18 protein-coding genes and 8 pseudogenes are annotated in these 20,407 nt (G+C 38.4%); 15 read left to right on the forward strand and 11 right to left on the reverse strand.

Features of this window, described 5'->3' with window-relative positions; genetic code table 11:
• Positions 1 to 161: 161 nt before the first annotated feature.
• Positions 162 to 1,565 carry an amino acid permease gene (locus DER53_RS13050; RefSeq protein ID WP_015863944.1) on the forward strand — a complete coding sequence of 468 codons (1,404 nt, stop codon included), beginning with the start codon at positions 162 to 164 and terminating at the stop codon, positions 1,563 to 1,565.
• Positions 1,566 to 1,966: 401 nt separating this feature from the next.
• On the opposite strand, the gene DER53_RS17785 is transcribed toward DER53_RS13050, so the two are convergent.
• The 3 genes from DER53_RS17785 to DER53_RS13075 all read right to left on the reverse strand — a co-directional run bounded on the left by DER53_RS17785 (position 1,967) and on the right by DER53_RS13075 (position 4,299).
• A complete protein-coding gene (locus tag DER53_RS17785; protein WP_062754607.1) occupies positions 1,967 to 2,170 on the reverse strand; it encodes an AAA family ATPase in 204 nt (67 codons plus the stop codon).
• A 79-nt stretch (positions 2,171 to 2,249) separates the two neighbouring features.
• Positions 2,250 to 2,930 carry an HAD family hydrolase gene (locus DER53_RS13060; RefSeq protein WP_062754775.1) on the reverse strand — a complete coding sequence of 227 codons (681 nt, stop codon included), beginning with the start codon at positions 2,928 to 2,930 and terminating at the stop codon, positions 2,250 to 2,252.
• A gap of 541 nt (positions 2,931 to 3,471) precedes the next feature.
• Positions 3,472 to 4,299: an ABC transporter ATP-binding protein gene (locus DER53_RS13075; RefSeq protein ID WP_062754609.1), complete on the reverse strand. Its 828-nt coding sequence runs from the start codon at positions 4,297 to 4,299 to the stop codon at positions 3,472 to 3,474.
• Positions 4,300 to 4,515: 216 nt separating this feature from the next.
• Between DER53_RS13075 and DER53_RS13080 the strand changes: the two are divergent.
• The 5 genes and pseudogenes from DER53_RS13080 to DER53_RS13100 all read left to right on the forward strand — a co-directional run.
• Positions 4,516 to 4,656, forward strand: a pseudogene (locus tag DER53_RS13080) (transposase); the annotation flags it as partial.
• A gap of 392 nt (positions 4,657 to 5,048) precedes the next feature.
• Positions 5,049 to 5,360 (forward strand): annotated as a pseudogene (locus DER53_RS17790) (transposase); the annotation flags it as partial.
• A pseudogene (locus tag DER53_RS13090) lies at positions 5,353 to 5,955 on the forward strand (MFS transporter); the annotation flags it as partial. The pseudogenes DER53_RS17790 and DER53_RS13090, both read left to right, overlap by 8 nt.
• Positions 5,956 to 6,286: 331 nt before the next feature.
• Positions 6,287 to 6,511, forward strand: coding sequence for a hypothetical protein (locus DER53_RS17205; protein ID WP_062754612.1), 225 nt, complete (start codon positions 6,287 to 6,289; stop codon positions 6,509 to 6,511).
• A gap of 2 nt (positions 6,512 to 6,513) precedes the next feature.
• Positions 6,514 to 6,618 (forward strand): annotated as a pseudogene (locus DER53_RS13100) (DUF1572 family protein); the annotation flags it as partial.
• A 282-nt stretch (positions 6,619 to 6,900) separates the two neighbouring features.
• On the opposite strand, the gene lplA reads toward DER53_RS13100, so the two are convergent.
• On the reverse strand, positions 6,901 to 7,890 hold the full coding sequence (lplA, locus tag DER53_RS13105) for a lipoate--protein ligase (RefSeq protein WP_062754614.1): 990 nt from the start codon (positions 7,888 to 7,890) through the stop codon (positions 6,901 to 6,903).
• A 366-nt stretch (positions 7,891 to 8,256) separates the two neighbouring features.
• Between lplA and DER53_RS17795 the strand changes: the two are divergent.
• Together DER53_RS17795 and DER53_RS13110 are read left to right on the forward strand one after the other, a co-directional pair.
• Positions 8,257 to 8,337 (forward strand): annotated as a pseudogene (locus DER53_RS17795) (DUF2935 domain-containing protein); the annotation flags it as partial.
• A gap of 239 nt (positions 8,338 to 8,576) precedes the next feature.
• Positions 8,577 to 9,025 (forward strand): annotated as a pseudogene (locus DER53_RS13110) (hypothetical protein); the annotation flags it as partial.
• A 118-nt stretch (positions 9,026 to 9,143) separates the two neighbouring features.
• Here DER53_RS13110 and DER53_RS13115 read toward each other — a convergent pair.
• Positions 9,144 to 10,280: a KamA family radical SAM protein gene (locus DER53_RS13115; protein WP_041269672.1), complete on the reverse strand. Its 1,137-nt coding sequence runs from the start codon at positions 10,278 to 10,280 to the stop codon at positions 9,144 to 9,146.
• A 409-nt stretch (positions 10,281 to 10,689) separates the two neighbouring features.
• Between DER53_RS13115 and DER53_RS17440 the strand changes: the two genes are divergently transcribed.
• Positions 10,690 to 10,830 (forward strand): hypothetical protein, encoded by a 141-nt coding sequence (locus tag DER53_RS17440; protein ID WP_244319594.1) that lies wholly within the window; start codon positions 10,690 to 10,692, stop codon positions 10,828 to 10,830.
• Positions 10,831 to 11,163: 333 nt separating this feature from the next.
• Here DER53_RS17440 and DER53_RS13125 read toward each other — a convergent pair whose 3' ends face one another.
• Positions 11,164 to 11,772 carry an NAD(P)H oxidoreductase gene (locus DER53_RS13125; RefSeq protein WP_062754618.1) on the reverse strand — a complete coding sequence of 203 codons (609 nt, stop codon included), beginning with the start codon at positions 11,770 to 11,772 and terminating at the stop codon, positions 11,164 to 11,166.
• A gap of 220 nt (positions 11,773 to 11,992) precedes the next feature.
• On the opposite strand from DER53_RS13125, the gene DER53_RS13130 reads away from it, so the two are divergent.
• Positions 11,993 to 12,577: a beta-class carbonic anhydrase gene (locus DER53_RS13130; protein WP_062754620.1), complete on the forward strand. Its 585-nt coding sequence runs from the start codon at positions 11,993 to 11,995 to the stop codon at positions 12,575 to 12,577.
• A gap of 150 nt (positions 12,578 to 12,727) precedes the next feature.
• On the opposite strand, the gene DER53_RS13135 is transcribed toward DER53_RS13130, so the two are convergent.
• Complete coding sequence (locus DER53_RS13135; protein ID WP_244319596.1) at positions 12,728 to 14,209, reverse strand: PH domain-containing protein; 1,482 nt, start codon at positions 14,207 to 14,209, stop codon at positions 12,728 to 12,730.
• On the reverse strand, positions 14,202 to 14,681 hold the full coding sequence (locus tag DER53_RS13140) for a PH domain-containing protein (RefSeq protein ID WP_062754624.1): 480 nt from the start codon (positions 14,679 to 14,681) through the stop codon (positions 14,202 to 14,204). Before DER53_RS13140 ends, DER53_RS13135 begins: the two co-directional genes overlap by 8 nt.
• Before the next feature lie 365 nt (positions 14,682 to 15,046).
• Between DER53_RS13140 and speD the strand changes: the two genes are divergently transcribed.
• Both speD and DER53_RS13150 read left to right on the forward strand, forming a co-directional pair.
• Entirely contained in the window at positions 15,047 to 15,481 is a 435-nt protein-coding gene (speD, locus tag DER53_RS13145; protein ID WP_221215248.1) for an adenosylmethionine decarboxylase, read from the forward strand.
• 6 nt (positions 15,482 to 15,487) lie between these two features.
• The gene (locus DER53_RS13150; RefSeq protein WP_062754626.1) at positions 15,488 to 16,480 is read left to right on the forward strand and encodes a spermine/spermidine synthase domain-containing protein; all 993 of its coding nucleotides are present in this window, start codon (positions 15,488 to 15,490) and stop codon (positions 16,478 to 16,480) included.
• Positions 16,481 to 16,638: 158 nt separating this feature from the next.
• Here DER53_RS13150 and DER53_RS17605 read toward each other — a convergent pair.
• Positions 16,639 to 16,761: pseudogene (locus tag DER53_RS17605) on the reverse strand (oxalate decarboxylase); the annotation flags it as partial.
• A gap of 316 nt (positions 16,762 to 17,077) precedes the next feature.
• Here DER53_RS17605 and DER53_RS13155 point away from each other — a divergent pair.
• Positions 17,078 to 17,233, forward strand: coding sequence for a YjcZ family sporulation protein (locus DER53_RS13155; RefSeq protein WP_073967972.1), 156 nt, complete (start codon positions 17,078 to 17,080; stop codon positions 17,231 to 17,233).
• 113 nt (positions 17,234 to 17,346) lie between these two features.
• Here DER53_RS13155 and DER53_RS13160 read toward each other — a convergent pair whose 3' ends face one another.
• Entirely contained in the window at positions 17,347 to 17,841 is a 495-nt protein-coding gene (locus tag DER53_RS13160; protein ID WP_062754628.1) for a hypothetical protein, read from the reverse strand.
• 188 nt (positions 17,842 to 18,029) lie between these two features.
• Positions 18,030 to 18,212, reverse strand: a pseudogene (locus DER53_RS17445) (general stress protein); the annotation flags it as partial.
• 229 nt (positions 18,213 to 18,441) lie between these two features.
• Between DER53_RS17445 and DER53_RS13165 the strand changes: the two are divergent.
• Together DER53_RS13165 and DER53_RS13170 are read left to right on the forward strand one after the other, a co-directional pair.
• On the forward strand, positions 18,442 to 19,389 hold the full coding sequence (locus DER53_RS13165) for a BC_2427 family protein (RefSeq protein WP_062754630.1): 948 nt from the start codon (positions 18,442 to 18,444) through the stop codon (positions 19,387 to 19,389).
• Positions 19,390 to 19,549: 160 nt separating this feature from the next.
• Positions 19,550 to 20,317 carry a CsxC family protein gene (locus DER53_RS13170; RefSeq protein WP_062754632.1) on the forward strand — a complete coding sequence of 256 codons (768 nt, stop codon included), beginning with the start codon at positions 19,550 to 19,552 and terminating at the stop codon, positions 20,315 to 20,317.
• The last annotated feature ends 90 nt before the right edge of the window (positions 20,318 to 20,407 follow it).

Here is a 20,407-nt window from a genome sequence, read left to right on the forward strand (position 1 = left end):
ACATTACTTAAAGACTTTGGCTACTGGCGCCGCATTATTCAATGTATGATACGGAGTCATACCTGTAACAAAAAATATGTCGAAAAAAGTAGAAATATGATATAATAGCAAATTGCTTGGCGTTTTAAACTAATTGCATAAGAGAAGAGAGAGGAGACGTCATGAATTTACTTCAAAAAAAGTCAATTACTCACTTGTTAAGTCAAAAGAAAACATTGCAGAAGACATTAGGGGCCTATGATTTAATATTGCTTGGTATCGGGGCGATTGTTGGGATCGGCATTCTTGTGTTGACAGGTGTCGCAGCAGCAAATGATGCAGGTCCTTCGATTATCTTTTCGTTTATGCTTGCGGCATTAGTGTGTGGATTTGTAGCGTTTTGTTATGCGGAAATAGCATCTGCTCTTCCCGTTTCCGGAGGCGTCTATACATACGCGTATGTAACAGTCGGGGAAGTAGTTGCGTATTTAATAGGATGGACACAACTTTTAATTTATGTTTTGTCCGTTGCAGCGGTGGCAAATGGATGGTCTGCATATTTTCGCTCATTGTTGGAAGGATTTCATTTGCATATCCCGAAAATGCTAAGTGCAGTACCCCAGCAAGGCGGAATGATAAACTTGCCGGCTGTCTGCATTATTTTACTTATGACATGGGTGCTATCAAAAGGTGTGCAAGAAAGTAAGAAAGTGAATAATACGATGGTTGCCATCAAATTATCTATCATTTTATTATTTATTATTGTCGGAATATTCTATGTTAGGCCGGAAAATTGGGATCCATTCATGCCGTTTGGATGGAAAGGGGTTCTCGCGGGAACTGCTACGGTGTTCTTTGCGTTTTTAGGGTTTGATGCAGTTGCAACTGCGGCAGAAGAAGTGAAAAAACCGCAGCGTGATTTGCCAATCGGCATTGTTGTTTCTTTAGTTGTGTGCACTCTTTTATACGTTATTGTTTGCTTAGTCTTAACAGGAATGGTTCCATATCATTTATTAAATGTTTCGGACGCAATGGCATTTGCGCTTCATGCAGTCGGACAAGATTTTGCTGCAGGGGTTATATCAGTTGGAGCAATTGTCGGCATCACAACAGTTATATTTGTTTATCTTTACGCAACAGTGCGCGTTCTGTTCTCTATGAGTCGCGATCGTTTACTGCCAAAACCGTTTTCAGTAGTTCATCCACACTCTCAAGCACCTGTTTTTTCGACACGGATTGCAGGATTTACTGGAGCGGCAATTGCTGGATTTATTGATTTGAGAGCATTGTCCAACTTAATCAATATTGGTGCTTTGTTAACCTTTGTGATGGTGGCCTTATCCGTTATGGTACTGCGCAAAACACATCCAAATCTGCAAAGAGGGTTTAAGGCGCCGCTTGTTCCGTATCTTCCAATATTGACGATCGCGTGTTGTATCTTCTTAATGACTCGCCTTGCGCTTGAAACGTGGTTGTATTTCTGCATTTGGATGATTATAGGCTTGAGTATTTATTTTATCTATAGAACGAAGCGCCAAAAAGATTCTCACCAAGAGCAAGCGTATATGATGAAAAAAGCAAACTAGAAAACAGAATAATCATAAGGTTATAAATAGGATGCTGATACAAAAATTTTGATGCCATTTATCAATCATAAGAATAAACAAACAGCCAAGCGCTTTTTCAAGAAAGCCTTGGCTGTTCTCATTTTTGTAAACCTATTGTCATGACAGTCGAATATGGTGTTATGTCAAGAAAACAGACACGTTAAACAGAGAGAGATGAGCTATGCCGAAACTCTTTTATGAAATGTTTACTCAATTATGCTCTTTGGAATTATTAAAAGGTCTTGCGTCATTCTTTTTTATCTAATGGTACACCCTTTTTAACATAATTTATTGAAACCGTTCCATGCTTTAATCCAGCATCCTTTTGAATAAATGATACGATCTCATTAAAAATTTCTTCGTCCTTTTTATCTGGCTTTCTAGGTATGGATATCTGAATATATTTTGATTGTAAAAGTGGAAAGCGTCAGGATATGCCTAATGCATTTTACGCAATGGTATGTAAATATACCGGCTTCATTCGGTCCATAGAGAATGTGAAGAGCCGTATCATCTTCGCCAAAATCGAGTTCGAACGCTCCATAGTTAAGTACAGATTGAATGCCGATGCTCCGGATTCTCATAGCGATGTTCCCCCGGATTGACTCCTTAATTTTGGACACATTTTATTTAGCTATTTCATCAATGGCGCTTTCTCACCTCCTACTGGTGTGAGTTGAACTTTCTCGCTAATTTTGCTTCTACTAGTGCCAACAAGTCATGCAATCCTATTTCACCCATTGATGATAAACGGTACAAATGCCCAGAAAAGTCTAGAAAACTAGTAACAGGGTTCGGTACAATCACACAATGAAGCCCTGCCTTAATAGCTGCGGTGAGACCATTTTTAGAGTCTTCGAATGCTAAAGCCTCATGCCCTTCAACCCCTAGGTCTTGTATAGCTCGTAAATAAAGTTCTGGATCGGGCTTTACTCTCTTTACATCGTCCGATGTTTTAATAACATCAAAAAATTCTTTGATTCCGAATTTTTCCAAAAACCCCTCAATCCATCTTCTACTGGAACTTGACGCAAGCCCAATTTTCAAGCTAAGATTTTTTGCCGTTTGTAAGTAATCCAATACTCCTTCTCGAAGCTGTAAATGACTCATTTTGTCCTGATATCGTTCACGGGTTTTTCGGCTAATTTCAGTACGATCAATGGGCTTATGGGCAATTTGGGCAAGCCGTTCATACAATATATCGTCCGTTGTTCCAATACAAATTGCAAAGTCTTCTAACTTTAAATCACAATCATATTCGATCATTACTTCTTTAAACACATCAAACCAAACTGACTCTGTATCTACAATTAATCCATCAAAATCAAACACGATTGCTTTAATCAATTTCTAATTCCCCCATTTTAAATTTTGTTTAATTGGATTCTTACAAAAATCCTGTGATTGTGAAATAAGTAACAAACGCAACTATTGTAACTATTATACCAAATACTAAACCAATAATCCCCCATACAAGTATTTTCATTTGGATAAGAAGACTTCAGCGTTACTAACTGATAAGCTAACGCAAAAGCCAAAAAAGCATAAAAACTACTCCCCAAAAATCCCATCTTCAAACGATTGCTTTGAGTACCCTGCCACGCATGATTAATTAGCACCCATTCTTGACGATCAGCAATCTTGAACAGAGTGTTATCGACGATGTTGAACGGATTCGTACCCATCCTCTTGTTCCGGGCTACATTACGATCTACGGTTTTATTTACGATGTAAAAAGCGGCCGTCTGATTGAAGTACCTGAAGCTAACCGCATTGGCCGGGCAACCATCTGATTATCCCGCAAAACGAAACCGCTCATTTGAGACATCCTGTATGTCCTGCTGCTATAAAGCAATAAAGGAAACTTGGAGAGACCAAGTTTCCTTTATTTATTTGATTCTACCTCCGCAAATTTTGTCCAGCTAATATTTTTATGTATGGAAGCCCATGGTCGATTATTTTCCCAATGAACTTTCATTGCCAATTGAAACGTCTCTGATAAACATTCATCTGTTAATACTTTCTCTTTTCGTCCCGCGGCTACAATTTGTCCCTCTTTTAACAATAATACGTGTGTCATCTCTTCTATAATTTCTTCAATATAATGAGTGACATACAGTACGTGGCATTGTTGATGTGCAATAATTTCTTTCGTTAATGATAAAATATCTTCCCTTGCTAAAATGTCTAATCCTATAGACGGTTCATCTAATATAAGCAATTTCGGTTTTGCCATTAACGCTCTTGCAATAAGTACTTTTCTTTTTTCTCCTTCTGATAATGTGTCATACGTTTTCCCTTTTAAGTGATCGATTCGCAAAGATGCCATTAGCTGTTCGGCCTGCTCTCGATCCTCATCGGTCACATTTTCGTATAATCCGATCGTAGCGAATTTACCGCTTATTACAATATCCTCTACCATTTCCGATCTTAACGTTTGATTGAAACGGTCAAGAGAACTGCTGACAAATCCAATTTGCTTTCGAAGCTCAGGCAAGTTAGTTTGCCCGAATTGATGTCCTAAAACAGAAACTTCCCCTTTTGTCGGATATTGATAGCCTGTTACGACATTTAATATGGACGTTTTGCCTGAACCGTTTAAACCTAGTATGACCCATTGTTCCTTTTCTTTTACTTCCCAATTTATATCCTTTAAAATAACCCGGTCTCCTCTTATCAAGGATACATTTTTCATGCTTATGATATTTTCCATTTCACACTGCCCCTCTATTTTTGAGAATATTATAACAAATCATTAGCAAAAATATAAGAATCCGTCTACATTTTTACAGGCTAGTAAGCAGTTCTAAATATGTGAATATTTCTCTTCTGTTTAACAAGATAAAATTGTAACAGTTGACAATTTGTGTCCGATTACAGATAATGTAATAGGAACGTATGTTCGCTCAATTCCCGGATTTTAAAGCAAGAATTCACTCATCTTGCTCATTAGCCTAGTCTATGGACACGTTCCTTCTTTGTCAGCACCGAAGGAAACGTATCAAGTGAAACCATCCAACGATATGTGGAAGAACAAAAAACAAGGGGGGTGAAACGGTGCAAGCATTGACAATTAAAATTCGATTCTTTCCAGATAACCCTGAACTGCTTCGTCAGTTGAGCAGAGAATATATCCATACCGTAAATGCTTTAACCGAACAAGCCGAGAAAGAAGGTTCTTTCCCGAAAGTAACAACAAAAGATGTGGACGCCCATCTTCCTTCGGCTGTTCTGAATCAAGCGATTCGTGATGCGAAAAGTGTATCAAAGAAAATGAAAAAAGAAGGGAAGCGCCCCATCCTCAAAAAACCGGTATATTTCGTCAATAATCAAAACTATACCATTGGCGAGCAAATGATCGCATTTCCGATTATGTTGGATGGAAAAACGAGAAAAACAAGATTTCGAGCGATGGTGACAGAGCGTGATAAAAACCTGATCCAACATGCCAAACTTGGACTGATGCGCATTGTGGAAAAGAGAGGAAAGTGGTATGCACAAGTTTCATTAGGCATCCCTGTGACTGAAAAGAAAAAGGAAAAGGTCATGGGTGTGGATCTCGGACTAAAAGTTCCTGCGGTAGCGGTGACTTCTAATGGAAAAACTCGTTTCTTCGGAAATGGGAGGCAAAACAAATATATTCGCCGTAAATATCAACAAAGAAGGAGAAAGTTAGGGAAACTCAAGAAGTTGTCCGCTATTCGCAAAATGAACAATAAAGAGCAGCGTATTATGAAAGACATCAACCACAAAATCAGCCGCCAGATTGTCAATATGGCAATCAAGGAGCTTGTTTATTCAGGTTGGCATTTGGGTGCGCAACTTTGCGATTCTATTGTTTGTCACCGAGAAGACAAATGGGGATGCGTTTGCCGTCTCACTCATATCGGTGGCCGAGTTTGCACCGATTTTTATTTTTTCTTTTATTGGCGGTACGTTCGCAGACCGTTGGCGGCCAAAACGAACGATGATCTGGTGCGACCTCTTAAGCGCTATATCGATATTTGTAATATTAATGGCGCTCCTGTTTGGCACATGGAAGTCTGTTTTCCTCGCGACATTTGTCTCCGCGATCCTATCGCAGTTCTCTCAACCTTCGGGGATGAAGCTGTTCAAAGTACATGTTCCGGGAGAACAGATGCAGGCGGGGATGTCATTATTCCAGACAATGATGGCTATTTTTATGATCATCGGTCCGATTTTAGGCACCTTCGTCTTTCAACAATTCGGCATCTACATCTCTATGGCGGTAGTAGGTATAGCTTTTCTATTATCTGCTCTTGTGCTGACCTTATTGCCTCCTGACCGGATGGAGGAAAAGGAGGAAAGAGAAACATCGCTCTGGCATGAAATCAAGCTCGGCTTTCAATAAATGTTCAAACAGCTTATTTTTATTGAAAAATAATCCTCAATCGCCATAGATTGATTCCCGATATTCACTACTAACGTATGAATTTATGAACAGGCTCGAGACGGACATGCACCTACTCGAAAACAGAAAACCGACGATGATTACTAACGATTGAACTCCGTTAGCCCTTGACCTTCACCAGCGGAATATGGTTGTTTCGTATTGGAACTTTCAATCCATACAATTAGTGGCACTATATAAATCCAGTTTGAAATTCCGACATGTTTAATCAACCTGCATCCTTGTCTATACTGCTCCTAAATGAGTAAATCAAAGGAGCGGAAGAAGAATGAGGAAAAAAGGATTACAAATTACAAACGATCATGGTTGGACGATCGAACGCCTTCAAGAACAGGAACGCAAAATGAAAAAGGCGAACATGGCAAAACGAATTGCAGTCATTCGTCTGATTGCAAGGCTTCGGAAAATTAATCTGAATCTATATAGTACCGCTCTAGCTTGCCAATCTAGAAAAGCCGCACTGTCTAATTTAGATCGTGAACGTCTAAATTAAATCAAATGTACCATTATTCCTATCATATTGGGCAAATTGTCTACATCGCAAAACAAATAAAATCAAAAGATTGGAAGACATTAACGATACCAAGAAAAAGGCCATGAATTTTGACTTCCACGATCCGAATGATGAAAAACTCTCCCTTTCACACATGATTCATGCCTCCGTCGATGCACAAATCTTTGCTCCTATGCTATTAAGAGCTGCTTTAGCGTGCTCTTCACACCCAGTACATGTCGTATTCACTTGTAAACGATATTTGCGTGTTAACACTGAAACACCTTCTATAACATTTCTCCTTATCATCCCCAGATAAAGTAAAAACCCTGCACGATAGTGCAGGGTCAATGTTTGTCAGGGCTAAATGGGGCCGCTTGCCTTTTTGTTCAATATATCAAATTGATAAATTCTTCTTTCTCAATATTTCCGAAATAATGCTTGATATCGACATCTTGCAACGCTTTTTCAATTTCAGATTTCTCATATCGTTTTCCGATAAGTTTCTCTTCGATTTCCGCTACGTCTCCGGCGCCAAAAAAGTCGCCGTAAATTTTGCAATTTTCAATGATTCCCTTTTGAACTTCGAGTCTCACATCTATTTGGCCGGCCGGGAACCGGTGTGAATGCTGAAGATTAAATTTAGGCGATTTTCCGTAATTCCATTCCCAATTTTGATAGCGTTCTCTAGAGAGCTTGTGAATGTTAGCCCAATCCTCTTCTGTCAAGACATATTCAGGAATGTCCTTGTCTTTTCCAAAAATACTCTCTAACAGGACGGAACGGAACTCTTCTATTGTCATTTTTTCTTTTAGAAATTCAGAAATATTTGCCACCCGGCTGCGGATGGACTTAATTCCTTTTGATTCAATCTTATCTTTTTTTACATTAAGCGCTGAAACGATATTCTCTATTTTCGAGTCAAACAGCAGTGTACCATGGCTGAACATTCTTCCCCTTGTTGAAAACTGGGCATTCCCGGAAATTTTTCTTCCTTCCACAATAATATCGTTACGACCGCTTAATTCTGCATTAACACCAAGTTTTTTTAATGCTTTGATAATAGGTTCCGTAAATTTCCGGAAGTTAAGAAAACTGTCGCCATCATCTTTCGTAATAAAACTAAAGTTTAAATTTCCTAAATCATGATAAACGGCTCCGCCGCCTGACAGCCTTCTGACAACATGGATCCCGTTTTTCTCTACATACTCTGTATTAATTTCTTCAATAGTATTCTGGTTTTTTCCGATAATGATGGAAGGCTCATTTATATAAAACAATAAATACGTTTCATTAATGTCAAGGTTTTTTAAGGCATACTCTTCGATTGCCAAATTAATTCTCGGATCTGTAATCCCCTTATTATCAATAAACAACATTTCCTATGCACCTCGACTTTATAATTATGTCAAAAAATAGAGATTTTTTTCTACCTCGCTCCGCTTGCTGGCCATGTCAGGAAAACAGATGACTCGTATGCCTTTTCGTGCATCACTGGAGATGGATAGACATTACTAAAATGAACTCGTTGGTAATGATAAAAACACTTGATATGCTCCTTTGGCCTTTCCCTTGTTTCCTATTTTTCAAGAAAAACAAGCTCTTTCTTGATAATTACTGTGAAACGACCCCATGCAGGCATAATCGTAACAGCACCCTTAGTTTTATGATAACGTTTCTATATTTGACGTGTCCACTTTTTAGACCAACATTAAAAAACAATGACAATCGCAGCGGTTCTTTTGACCATACTAGCTGACCACGTTCTTCGCGAAGCTGAACACTTTTTATTCATGATTCGTGTTCTTGAAGAACGGTTAAAATAAAAACAGTATAATGATACTTGGTGAATTTTTTATGACATCCAAAAACGTCTTTTCGACAGTTAAGAATCCCCTTCGCCCACTACATTTTATACATACATGAATCTATACCCATTGTTAGTCGTCATCTTTTCTTCATATTTTCGCCACACTTCCGATTTGAAGTGTGATATAAATCACTTATGCTGGAAAATATTTCTTATATTTTTTAAAATGCCGACTATATTTAGGGAGGGGAAGTAATGTTTTGCCATCAGTGTGAACAAACGCCAATGGGAGGCTGCACCGTCGCTGGGGTATGTGGAAAAGATGAAACGATTGCGAGTTTACAAGACATTATCGTATTTGCTTTAAAAGGAATTGCAGAATTCCCAGGTGCTATTTTAGCGACGACAAACTGTGTCATGCCTATTAAAGGAACATACGCCGATCGAATGTTCTCGTATGATGTCGCAGGATTGGAAAATGTCCGAAAAATTGAAAATGATGATTTTACTCCATTGATCGAAAAAGCGTTAGAACTTCCTGAAGCGAATATTGAATCCGATGAAACATTGCTGACTGGATTCCATCATGAGACGGTCATCGGCATCGCTCCAGAAATTATTCAGGCGGTAAAAGATGGTAAAATCCAACGATTTTTGTGATTGCTGGGTGTGATGCGCCTGGAAAAGGCGGTGAATATTACCGTTTATTTGTTGGTGTGTCCGCTTTTTAGACTAACATCAAATTTATGTCTTAATCAGAACCTTCTTCAGTGAAGGCAATAAAAAACTCCCACCCCTTAAATGAAGGTGGGAGAGGTCCATTTAGTTAACCGAGCTCAATTGAACTGCTTTTTTTACTGGTTTTTTCCAATATTGTTCACTTCCAGGTAAGTCATCAAACCAAGTGGCATCTTTTGGACAATCCAAAATCATAAACTTTCCATATTGTTCATCATCTCTTGACTGATGATATTTTAGATATGCTTTGCCATTTTCGATTGCCAATATTTCAATTTTTCCTGAGGAATGGCTCATAACGAGGCGAACGCGTTTGCCTAATCCCGATGTTCTTGCTTTTGCTTGTTCAACTATTTTGTATACTTCTTCCAGTGTTAATACAAAATCGCTGTTACCCGCTACCGGTCTATTAACAAAGAAGTAATACGGTGTTACTCCTGCCCATGACAGTTTATCTAGCAATTCTGCCAACACTTCAGGATCATCATTTATTCCTTTTAAAATAGGAGTTTGATTCACAACGATAACTCCAGCATCGTGAAGAGCTTGGAACGCTTTACGAGCTTCTTCTGTTATTTCACGTGGATGGTTTACATGTGCCATGACATAAATGCGTTTTTCTGGTGTGGAATATTGCCGGAACAGATCAAGCAGTTCTTGATCTTCATAAATTCTCATAGGGTTAAAGACAGGCAATTTTGAACCAAAACGGATGATTTTCACATGGTCAATCGCTCGCAATCTTTCTACAATATATCTAATTTTTTTGGTTGCCAAAATAAGAGAGTCTCCGCCAGTCAATAAAACGTTATTTATTTCAGGAGTTTGTGCAATATATTCTATACCAGGCGTTACATCTGACATAGCTTCTTTTACATCGTTACGGAACAAACGCTTCCGGAAACAGAATCGGCAATATGCTCCACAAACTTCTGAAACGATGAGTAATGCAGTCGTTTTATACTTGTGCTGGCATCCCGGCACCACATAGTTGGCCGCCTCATCTGAAGCATCCCAACTGCCATATTCATTTAATTCCCCTTCGTTCGGTATCACCAATTTTCGGATAGGATCGTTCGGATCATCCCAATTAATCAGATTAAGATAATAATCATTCACTCTAAATACAAATTTGTTAGTGATTTCTTTTAACTTTTCTCTCTCTTCCTTAGGGATTTGTGTGATTTTTTCGATATTTGTAATATACTTCGGTTGTGCCATCATATCACCCTCCCATAAAAACGTTTTTATAATAAAGCTAACAAAAGTATAAAAGAGATGCAGTTTAATAGTCAAATAATCGCAAAATCTCTCATATTTTAGTTTGTTTATTATTTGACTAACGCCGCGGGATGCGCATTCATTTTCGCAAGGAGTTTTCAAAAAGAAATATTTCAACAACGTATTTTTGCGTGTATAGATGCAATATTGAGTATCGACTACCCCTTTTTTATTTTTAACAATTATTTAACATGAAAAGTATTGTTTATATAAAAACATAATTATATATTTACTTTCCAATATATTGATTCGGTAGGAATTTGTGAACAAACCGATCAGTGCATAATCACTTTCAGAGTTAAATGGCAGCTGAATTTACTCAAAGAACTTGATATGGAGGTGATAATAAATGGAACTTATTCAAACGATGGCAGAGCATTTTAAGTTATTAGGCGATAAATCACGTCTTACCATTCTTGCCTTATTAAGAGAATTCAACAAGGATTTTAATAAAACCGGATGTTCTCTTGAAATCCCCGTTCCCTATTAACTGAGCTTTTACATTAGAATTGGCCATTTTTCCGTATTTGACTTTGTTAGGTTATATGATTATAAGTCAATATTTTGGACACGAAAAGTTAACATCATGAATTTATTTTGACTTAAAAATAGAGGCATTGCGAAAACCGCAATGCCTCTTTTAATGAATTACTTGAAACTAACAGTTGCCATCAGTTCCATCGTCGTGATAAGCAACAAGCTTTTTACTTCCACCGCACTGTGGACATGCAAACTTTACAGAAAGCTCCCATACAATGAAGCCGCCGATGATCTCCATCATAATAAGTGGGAAAACTTATAGCGGAATCACCATGTACCATAATTATTTTTCCGTTAGTGAATGGCTATATGTACTCCCTAGCTCATACGCTCGATTGAAAAGACTTTCGTAATGTTTGTTGAATTCCTCTTCGTTTTCAATATCTTCCGCTAACGTATTATACAAAAATGCCACTTCCGACTGAGGAATACCTGTATAACCGGCTAAACCAACATTCAAATAATGGGAAATCATCGTATCGAAATTTCTTTTTTTAAGACTTTCCTCTGTCTCTCCGACAAGCGGAATCCACAATACCTTTTTGTGTGGGAGACGCGCTCCTCCATAAGCAAAACCATAGTTCCATACCCGGTCTATATATCCTTTTACCATCGCTGGTAATGAATACCACCATAATGGGAAGATGAAGGCTAGTCCATCGTTTCTTTTCAACCTTTCCATTTCTGCATGAACACGTGGAGAATATGTTTTATTAGGATTGTCCCAATCAGGTTCATCTTGTTCGTATAAAAGCGGATTAAATTCTTCACCGTACAAATCCGCAATTTCCGCTTCATGCCCAGCATCTTTTAAGCCTTGAATGAAACGTTCGGCAATCGCAAAAGTAAGGGATTCTCTTCTAGGATGTGAGACAACGGTTAGCACTTTCATATAACCAGCTCCTAAATAGACTTTTGATGAACTATCTTTAAATTACAATGATCTTTATTTATTATCAAACAATAAGCTCAAATCCATTTTAACTTCAGAGGGAAATATAAAGAAAGAGGAAATACGTGCAAGAATTAATTGACGATAGGATAACCACGTACTATAATCATAGTAAACATATATGATTTATAAAAATTAATTTAAGAGAGGTTGACGGAAAATGAGCGATATTTTAAAGGAAGTATTGGCCGCGAATGAGGAATATGCCGCTAATTTCGGGGACAAAGCGAATCTAGCGATGCCGCCGAAGCGTCGATTTGCGATTCTGACCTGCATGGACGCGCGCCTCGACCCTGCCAAGTTTGCCGGACTTGCCGAAGGTGATGCTCATGTGATCCGAAACGCTGGAGGCCGGGCAAGTGACGATGCGATTCGTTCTCTCGTAATCTCGTACAAGCTGTTGGGAACACGCGAATGGTTCGTGATTCATCATACCGATTGCGGTATGGAGACATTTACTAATGACACTATCCGCAATTTGCTCGCCAACAGTCTAGAGCCAGCTGAGTTCGATGGGGAAAATTGGCGTGACATAGGAAAAGGACCTGGTTCCAGAGCGGGAGAATACATCGAGTTCTTAACGATCAGCAATCTTGAACAAAGTGTTATCGACGATGTTGAACGCATTCGTTCCCACCCTCTCGTTCCGGGCTACATTACGATCTACGGTTTTATTTACGACGTGAAAAGCGGTCGTCTGATTGAAGTACCTGAAGCCAGCCGCATTGGCCGTGCAACCATCTGATCAACCGTTCTTTTGCGATTCGCAATCGGTATTAAATGTTGGATCGTTCACCATAACGTCTTCAATAGTGATAAAAAAAAGCGAAATTTCCTGTTTGGTCAACGTTGTTAAACAGGAAATTTCGCTTGCTGTCTCATCTTAAGAAAAACTTTATTCCCCTTTTGTACGTTTAAACCACATATAAATTGTTTGTAAATCTTCTTTATCAAGGTCTATCACTTCCCCTTGAGCACCGCCAATTCCCGACATGACCGTTGCCGAAATGGTTCCTAGACTTTTCCTTTGCTGAAACCAATTATAAGAAAATTCCATGGATTGAATCCGATTTTTTAACATATATACGGTTCTGACATTCAAAAAGCGGCTTCTTAGCGCAAGCTGATAATTTGAAATCGACCAACCGGCAAACCGATAACTGAGATAGCCAAAATAAGAAGCCATTGGCAGTAATAGCAAAAGCAATAATCCCCACGGACGCAGCCAATAAGCTACTATGCAAACCGGTAAAAGCAAAAAGTATAAAGGACGGATCATGTAGCGGATGCGCGCCCGCTTTGGCGGTGCAATGAATTCATGATTTAAGCTATAATCCGGAAGACAAGATAGAATAACGGAAGCGATCCGCTCTTTTTCGATTAAAGGACAAAGGACAATACTCTCGGGATCGCCTTCATTGAAAGCTCCTCCTGCATGAATGATATAAACGGAAGCATACCCAAACCACCGTCGGATAATGTTTTCCTTTACCACAATGCCTTGCACCCGCTCTGTCGGGATCGCAATCTTTTTCCTTTCAAGGAGCCCTCTTGAGATAATGATGTTCTCCCCTGCTTTTTCCACCGTAAAAAATGCGTATCTCATCATATTTTGAATGATGGAGATAATATAGGCAGCAATAAAAATCAATATGATGGTCACCACGGTATAAAACATGCCATGCGCAATAAATTTTTGCGCATCTTTATATAACTTCTCATAAGGAATGATGTCGTCAAATTGTAAGACAAAAATGAGGATGGCGGAAATAACGCCAAATGCTCCTCCGCTAGTCACGGCTACTTGGAAAATTTCCCAAAAACTCATCGAAAAGATAATGTTTTTCGTTTCTTGTTCCAACTCTTGATCATTTTGGGCAAAAGACGTTGTGCTTTCATCTTGCGGCAAAATGTTCTCGATTGCTCCTGCTTTTTCTTTTGATTTTTGAATCAAGCGTTGAAGTTGTTTCGCTTCTTCCCTTGTCACGGCTGTTAACACAGCCTCCGCTTCTCCCAGCTGATTGCCAGCTGTTTCTACATTTACTTTTACAACTCCAAACATTCTTTGCAGAAAGCCTTGTGATATGGAAATGCCTTGAATGCGTTCAAAAGGAATGTACCGTTTTTTTCTTACAAAAACGCCATATTCGATTCGCAATTCCCCTTCTTCCAAACGATAGGTAAAGCGAATCCAAGAAACAATTCCAATGACAATCGTATAAATGATAATGGCAAACGGCACGGCGATATCCCACATAGAGGAAATCGTTTTATTCCCGACAATAATGACGAGAATGATCGGTAAAATCGCGTCTTTCAGTTGTTTTACGATATTGGCTACAACGGAAATGGGGTGCAGTCGTTTTTTCTTAGACATCTTCATCCGCCACCCTCGCCAATCTGGAAATAGAATAACGCAGCTCCTCCGCTTCCTCCTCATCAAGTGCCGGAATTTCATGCACCGTTGCGGCAGTGGAAATGGTGACAGATGCCAGTCTGTATTTTTTTAATAACGGCCCTTGACTTGAATCAACATGCTGGACCCGAATCATTGGAATCAATGTACGTTTCACGACAAACAGTCCTTTTTGAATCTCGATTTCCTGTTCACGCACTTCATAACGCCATCTCCGCCAACGCAATGCGGGAATAAAGAAGATAAAAAAATAGCCTTCTCCAATCAATACAATAATCAGCATCGGAATAATCCATTTCGGTCCGTCAAAAACGATAATAAGGATAATGATAGCCGCAAAGACGATAAAAGAAACGGCCAATCCGATCATGCCGTATATCCGCCATACCGATAGCGCTCGTTCGGAGATTCTTTTTCTGGGCTCTCCATTCATCGTTTATCCCCCCGTAAATAAAGGCAACGAATCTATGCAATTCCTATACGTATTCATTATACATAAAGTTTCCAAATTTAACTATTCACATTTAGAAAGTTTCCGATATACACACGAAGGCAGATTGCTTCAATCACCAGTCGACAAACTGTTTTGCCTTTTTATGCAGGCCATCCCATTCGATAAGACGTATTGTTTCGCTCGCTCATCCTCTTATTTTTAAGGTTGTTACTATAGAAGATGAATGAATGCTAGCATATTAAAAACACAAACAATGTTTATGTGTCCGCTTTTTCAGCAATTAACCAATTATTAATAATAAAGGACAATCATACAAGATTTTTTTAAAAAATCCCATAGGATAAATGCAACAGGATATAGAAGGGAATGATGATTCGGTGAATGTGGAAGGAAAACATGTGATCATTGATGCATTTGAATGCGATTCTTTTCTTTTAGATAACATGACATATTTGGAACAATTGCTTACAAAAGCGGCACAAGATGCGGACATGGAGATTTTATATTCCTATTTCCACCAATTTAACCCACAAGGAATAACGGGAATGCTTATTTTATCCACTTCGCATATATCCATTCATACATGGCCTGAAGAAGGATATGCATCGTTGGACTTTTATACGTGCGGGGAACAAGACCCAATGGACCAAGTTGAATCTCTATTAAAAGGGCTTTCTTCAAAAAGAGCGATGATTTACTCCATTTCTCGCGGGGCTAAACAGCTTCAACTAATTTCGAGCAAAGAAATGACACTTTTTGATCCTTCGAAAGGAGGATAGATTCACATGAACTTAAGAAAACAAAAGACAAAACCTTGGTTTTCTCCGGAATATGAACGCCGGTTACATTCCTCTTCCGCTTCTTTAACACCGCGAGTAGACAGTAGTATTGGGATTGTTCGCGGAGACAAATGGGACCAAATCGGATTGCAAGAGCTTTTAAACGTCAAGCATAGAAGTTTATTTAATGAAAAAAGCGCGTTTCAAAACATCCAGATTATTGAAGCAACCGATTTAAGAATGTATTTAGACGAGCAATTGCAGTTTAGTTCCTTAGATGAACGAATTTACCATGAAGCGCTTGTACACCCCGCCTTCACTTTTGCTTCCAATCATGAACGAGTGCTTATTTTAGGCGGGGGGGACGGCCTGGCGTTAAGAGAAGTGCTCAAATACGACGATGTGAAACATGTTGACCTTGTTGATTTAGACCCATTAGTATTGGATGCTGCTAAGAATTTCAGAAGCTTAGCAGCCCTTAATCAATACTCGCTCTATGATTCCCGTGTAACCGTTCATCCTCAAGATGCCGTAGACTTTCTCGCTTCTAATCGTTCTCCTTATCATATCATTATCGTCGATTTTCCGGACCCAACAGATCAAACGATTAGCGATCTTTATACAACTGAATTTTACTCCCTCCTAAAACGTTCTCTTGCTGATGACGGAGTGTTTGTTTGTCAATCCAATTCCCCAGAAGATACGCCAATTGTCTTTTGGAGCATCGGAAAAACGATTGAAAGCGCAGGATTTGAAACGCTTAGCTACCACACGATTATTCCGTCTTTTGGAGATTGGGGGTTTCATATAGGGACAAGAAGGCCCATTTCGTGGAGGAACAAGCGCGTTCAAGTGCCGTGCCGCACTTTGCCTGCTAATCTAAAAAAATTGTTCCATTTCCCTCATAAAATTTTATCGAAGAAAACCCTAGCTATTGTGAATTCAAAAAAGAACTCCATATTGCACAAAATATTTAAAAAGGAAAACTTATATGTGTGAGCAAAGTAAAGGTGATTTTCCATTTGCTCACACTAAAAAATAGTTGGCTCCAAAAAAAGTATTTATTCTTTTGGCCAACTATTTTTTTGTTCTTAATAGATAAAAGGAAATATTTTACTATGTTCCAACCGTACAGCAAAATAACTTCGTGGCCACACCGCCGCAATTGTAGTCGAAATAGGGAAACTGGTGGTATCGACTATGCTCACCGTCCCGCCCGGAGTTACGATCGGCTCCTGTGCAAACAGTCGGTGTGTGAAGCTCTTTGGCACAGTACTGTAAGAACTAGATAAATAGAGAATTCTTTATTGTCAATTCATCACGCAAATTTCGAAAATATATCAATTCCTATAAAAAACCCCTATCCCCTTTTGTATAGAAAATGGTGGATGAAAGCTGGGAGGTAAGCGGCAGGATAATGACGGGGCTTGGTATGTTGGATGGAATAAAGAAGAATGACCTTCTTGTTCAACTACGGAGCAGTATAATTCAACAACTAAATAATCAGCATTCACAGAAAATTATATTAAAGCCCAATCAAATTGATAAAAAGCCCCGTATTATAAACTGAGGGCAAATAAATGGAGGTGTAATTCAATGAGTGATGGAAGATATGCAGGTGCTGGATTTGCATTTTTCGTCGTTCTGTTCATCTTATTAATCATTGTTGGCTGTAGTTGTATGACAGGGGGCTTTGGTGGCTACGGGAGAGGATGTGGCTTTGGTGGTTATGGATTAGGATTTGGGTTCTAGTACTACCCCCTTCTTATAAGGATTTGAGAATTGCTAAAGTGCTTACTTCCCATTTGGCTGAAAAGATGCACAAAAAATAGCATTAAAAACGGCACCCATTTTGGATGCCGTTTTTATTTCTCATAAACTTTTACAAAAATACTTCCAAATAACTTGTTTCCAATATAAGCATCTAACTTCCACATTCCACTCTTTGGCAGTGACATATTTGATGGAACGTGATGATCTGCTCCGTTATTAGGACCACCCAAACTAAGACCTTCTAATACAGTTATTGGTTCCCCGCCGGTTTCATGAGTGGCAATAACTTTCAGTCCCCCATTAAACTCTTTTTCATTTCCCCAAAAATGCCACATATATTTCTGTACCTTATTTGGATAAAACCTTGTAACTTCCGAATCATCATAAATAAACCCTAATCGTCCTTCTTCCCCAATCATAGTATAACCATTTGACTCAAACAAAGAACTTTCTTTCCAATCTTGTGTTTTCACATTTGGTAAATTTTCAGATGTAACTTCTTCTTTCTTGTTAGCAGCATCACTACATCCAACAGTAGTTAAAGAAATAATAATTGCAATAGTTAAAATAAAAAATTTCTTGAACATAAAATACTTACACCTCCCTAACATTAGACGATTCTAAACGGAATTAGTTTCATAATATTCTGATATTTATAGCACGGAATCACTTCCTCGATATTTCTATACCCCATAAATAAAAACGCTTTGCCAATAAATTTATATAAAACATGATTCGGTGTTATCGATGATTTCCCCTCCTTCAATCATTTTCATTTCATATACCAATATACGCTTCCTTGCGCCAAAATTATTTCGAATAGAAGAAAAGAGGCCCAAAATGAATAAAGGGAATACAATCGTATATTCATCGCAAAACTAATAAAGAAAAACACTATAACGGATGCTAGTTCTCCTGTATACAGGTAAGAGAATCTCTTTACTAATTTTTGTTTCAAGATCACCTTACTATGTTGAGAAGGAGTTTTTGCTTCACAGATTTCTTCATAAAGAACTTTTCATCGCGCACGAACCCTTTTCGCATTCTCATTCGCATTCACACATATCTATTGAATCTAAACGTTTTATCAAGTTTCTCTTTTTTGAATTTTCGGGAATTGTACAGGGACAAAAGCAGAAATAAAGCATAAATAATACAGTGACGACTAGTTTTGGGAGTGAAAAATAATGAAAAGGATGAACCATGAGAGAATGAAGCGAATACGTGCTAAATTTAAGCGTGATTTTCAAACTTGTCATGTCGATAAAACGAATGATAAGCCTCAAATCGATTCTGCTTTTGAACCTGTGCATACTTCTGAATCCGGCTTTGTGGATAAAATGAATCATATACCTGCTAGAGAGAAGTTCGATGAAACCAATCGTACTGATGATATGAATCAATACGGAACAATACGTTCTATGACTATAAAAAGCCCATTCTCCACTTTTGTAGAAATTGACGATTTTCTTCACCCTCCTATCTTTGGAGGTAAAGCTCAACATACAGCTGAATTTCTTGACCTAAACAATAGACAAACTCCTCAATTAGACACGAAACTATTTCATACGACGACTTATTATCCTGAACAGCCTTATTGTCATTTGATCTGCTCTAAAATTCATGAAATTATATTCTTCACTGACACTGTTCACACCTATGGCGCGAAGAACAAAAAAAACCTTTATAAATCGGTTGTGTTTCCCGTCCATGAGAAAAAAACAAATAATCAATCTTGTACTCATCATGATTTCATACAAATTAGAGTTCCGGTTGTAGTCGGGGAATACGAAATTGAAATATGTTTAGAAGAAGATGTGATGTTTGAAGAAGAGATTATGAAAGTAAACGAAATCTCTAAAGAAGTCGTACTGACAAATTGCAAATTCGTACCTACCCAATTTTCTTCATCATTCGGTAATGGAACATGTGCAGCATTAAAAGGAAATTTATTGATAGAAGGATATATACACCAAAATATTGAGTATACTGCAGTTTACAATAGAAATGCGGGTACCATACAAAAAGAGCCAGCAGCTTCACGCCGATTACGCCAAAAAATCGTGTTGGATTTAATCATTCATTTACTACAAGTACAACAAGTTCGAGTCAGTTATGATGGTAAAGGCATCTAGAAAATCATCGAACGCATTGACCATTCGTGAAAATCCCTTCCTTTGATTAAAAATGAGCAAAATGATCATTGTATAAACCTATACTTTAAAATGAATGTTGAATATTGTATTAACGTAGAGCTTGAGAAAAGCTCAAAAAATAGTAAGGAGTGGATTTTTGATGAGCAACTCGCAATTTTGCAATAAGAATAAACAACCGATTTCCCCAGCTTGTCCAGTAGAAGCAAATACACAATCCCATTTTTCCGATGAAGCTACCCCGGTAGTCACTACACCAGGTCTTACACCAATTCTTAAAGTTCCAGTTGTACTAGCAGAAAGAACCATTCAAGTTGTTTTAGAGGCAGATATTCCGCTTGATCCGGCTGCAACTGAAATTAAGAGAGTGACAAAGAATGTATTTTTAGAACAAGTGAAATTGGTGCCTGTTAGATTTGCGCGTATTGACGACACGGACTTCTTTAGAGTTACAAGAGCCAAATTATTTGTGTCAGGTTTCATTCGCAAAGATATTGAATATGCTTCCAATGCATGTAATGGAGCACTCCTAGATAGAATTGCGGATCTTCCGTTTTCTGGTTTTGCAGAACTTCTAGAAGGCGATTTCCTCACTTTCCCAATTATCGGTATTTCAGAAAACAGCAAAGCTTTATTCCTTAACGAGAAAAACGACTTAACTCCTCGCTTAGATAAATATTTCTTCCAAAATCTCGTCAAATATAATGAACAACCATACGGCGAGTTAATAGGCGCGAATTTCTACGAACTTGATTTTTCGCCAACTCATGTAAGCCCTGAGGGAGAGTTTAGCTCATTGCGCGAAAAAATCGTCATGGATCTTACTGTAAAAGTATTACAAGTCCAACAAATGCAAGTTGCGGCTACAGGAATAACTCCTGCTTTCCCTGAAGGTACTGTTGGTTACTAACAAGTCTTTCATTCGGTCTGCCCATTTTTTAAAATAACGTCAGGGCTAAAAAGATGGTTAAATATATCTTTTTTCATATAATAAAAGAGC

It is taken from the genome of Parageobacillus toebii NBRC 107807, assembly GCF_003688615.2.
Taxonomy (GTDB): domain Bacteria; phylum Bacillota; class Bacilli; order Bacillales; family Anoxybacillaceae; genus Parageobacillus_B; species Parageobacillus_B toebii.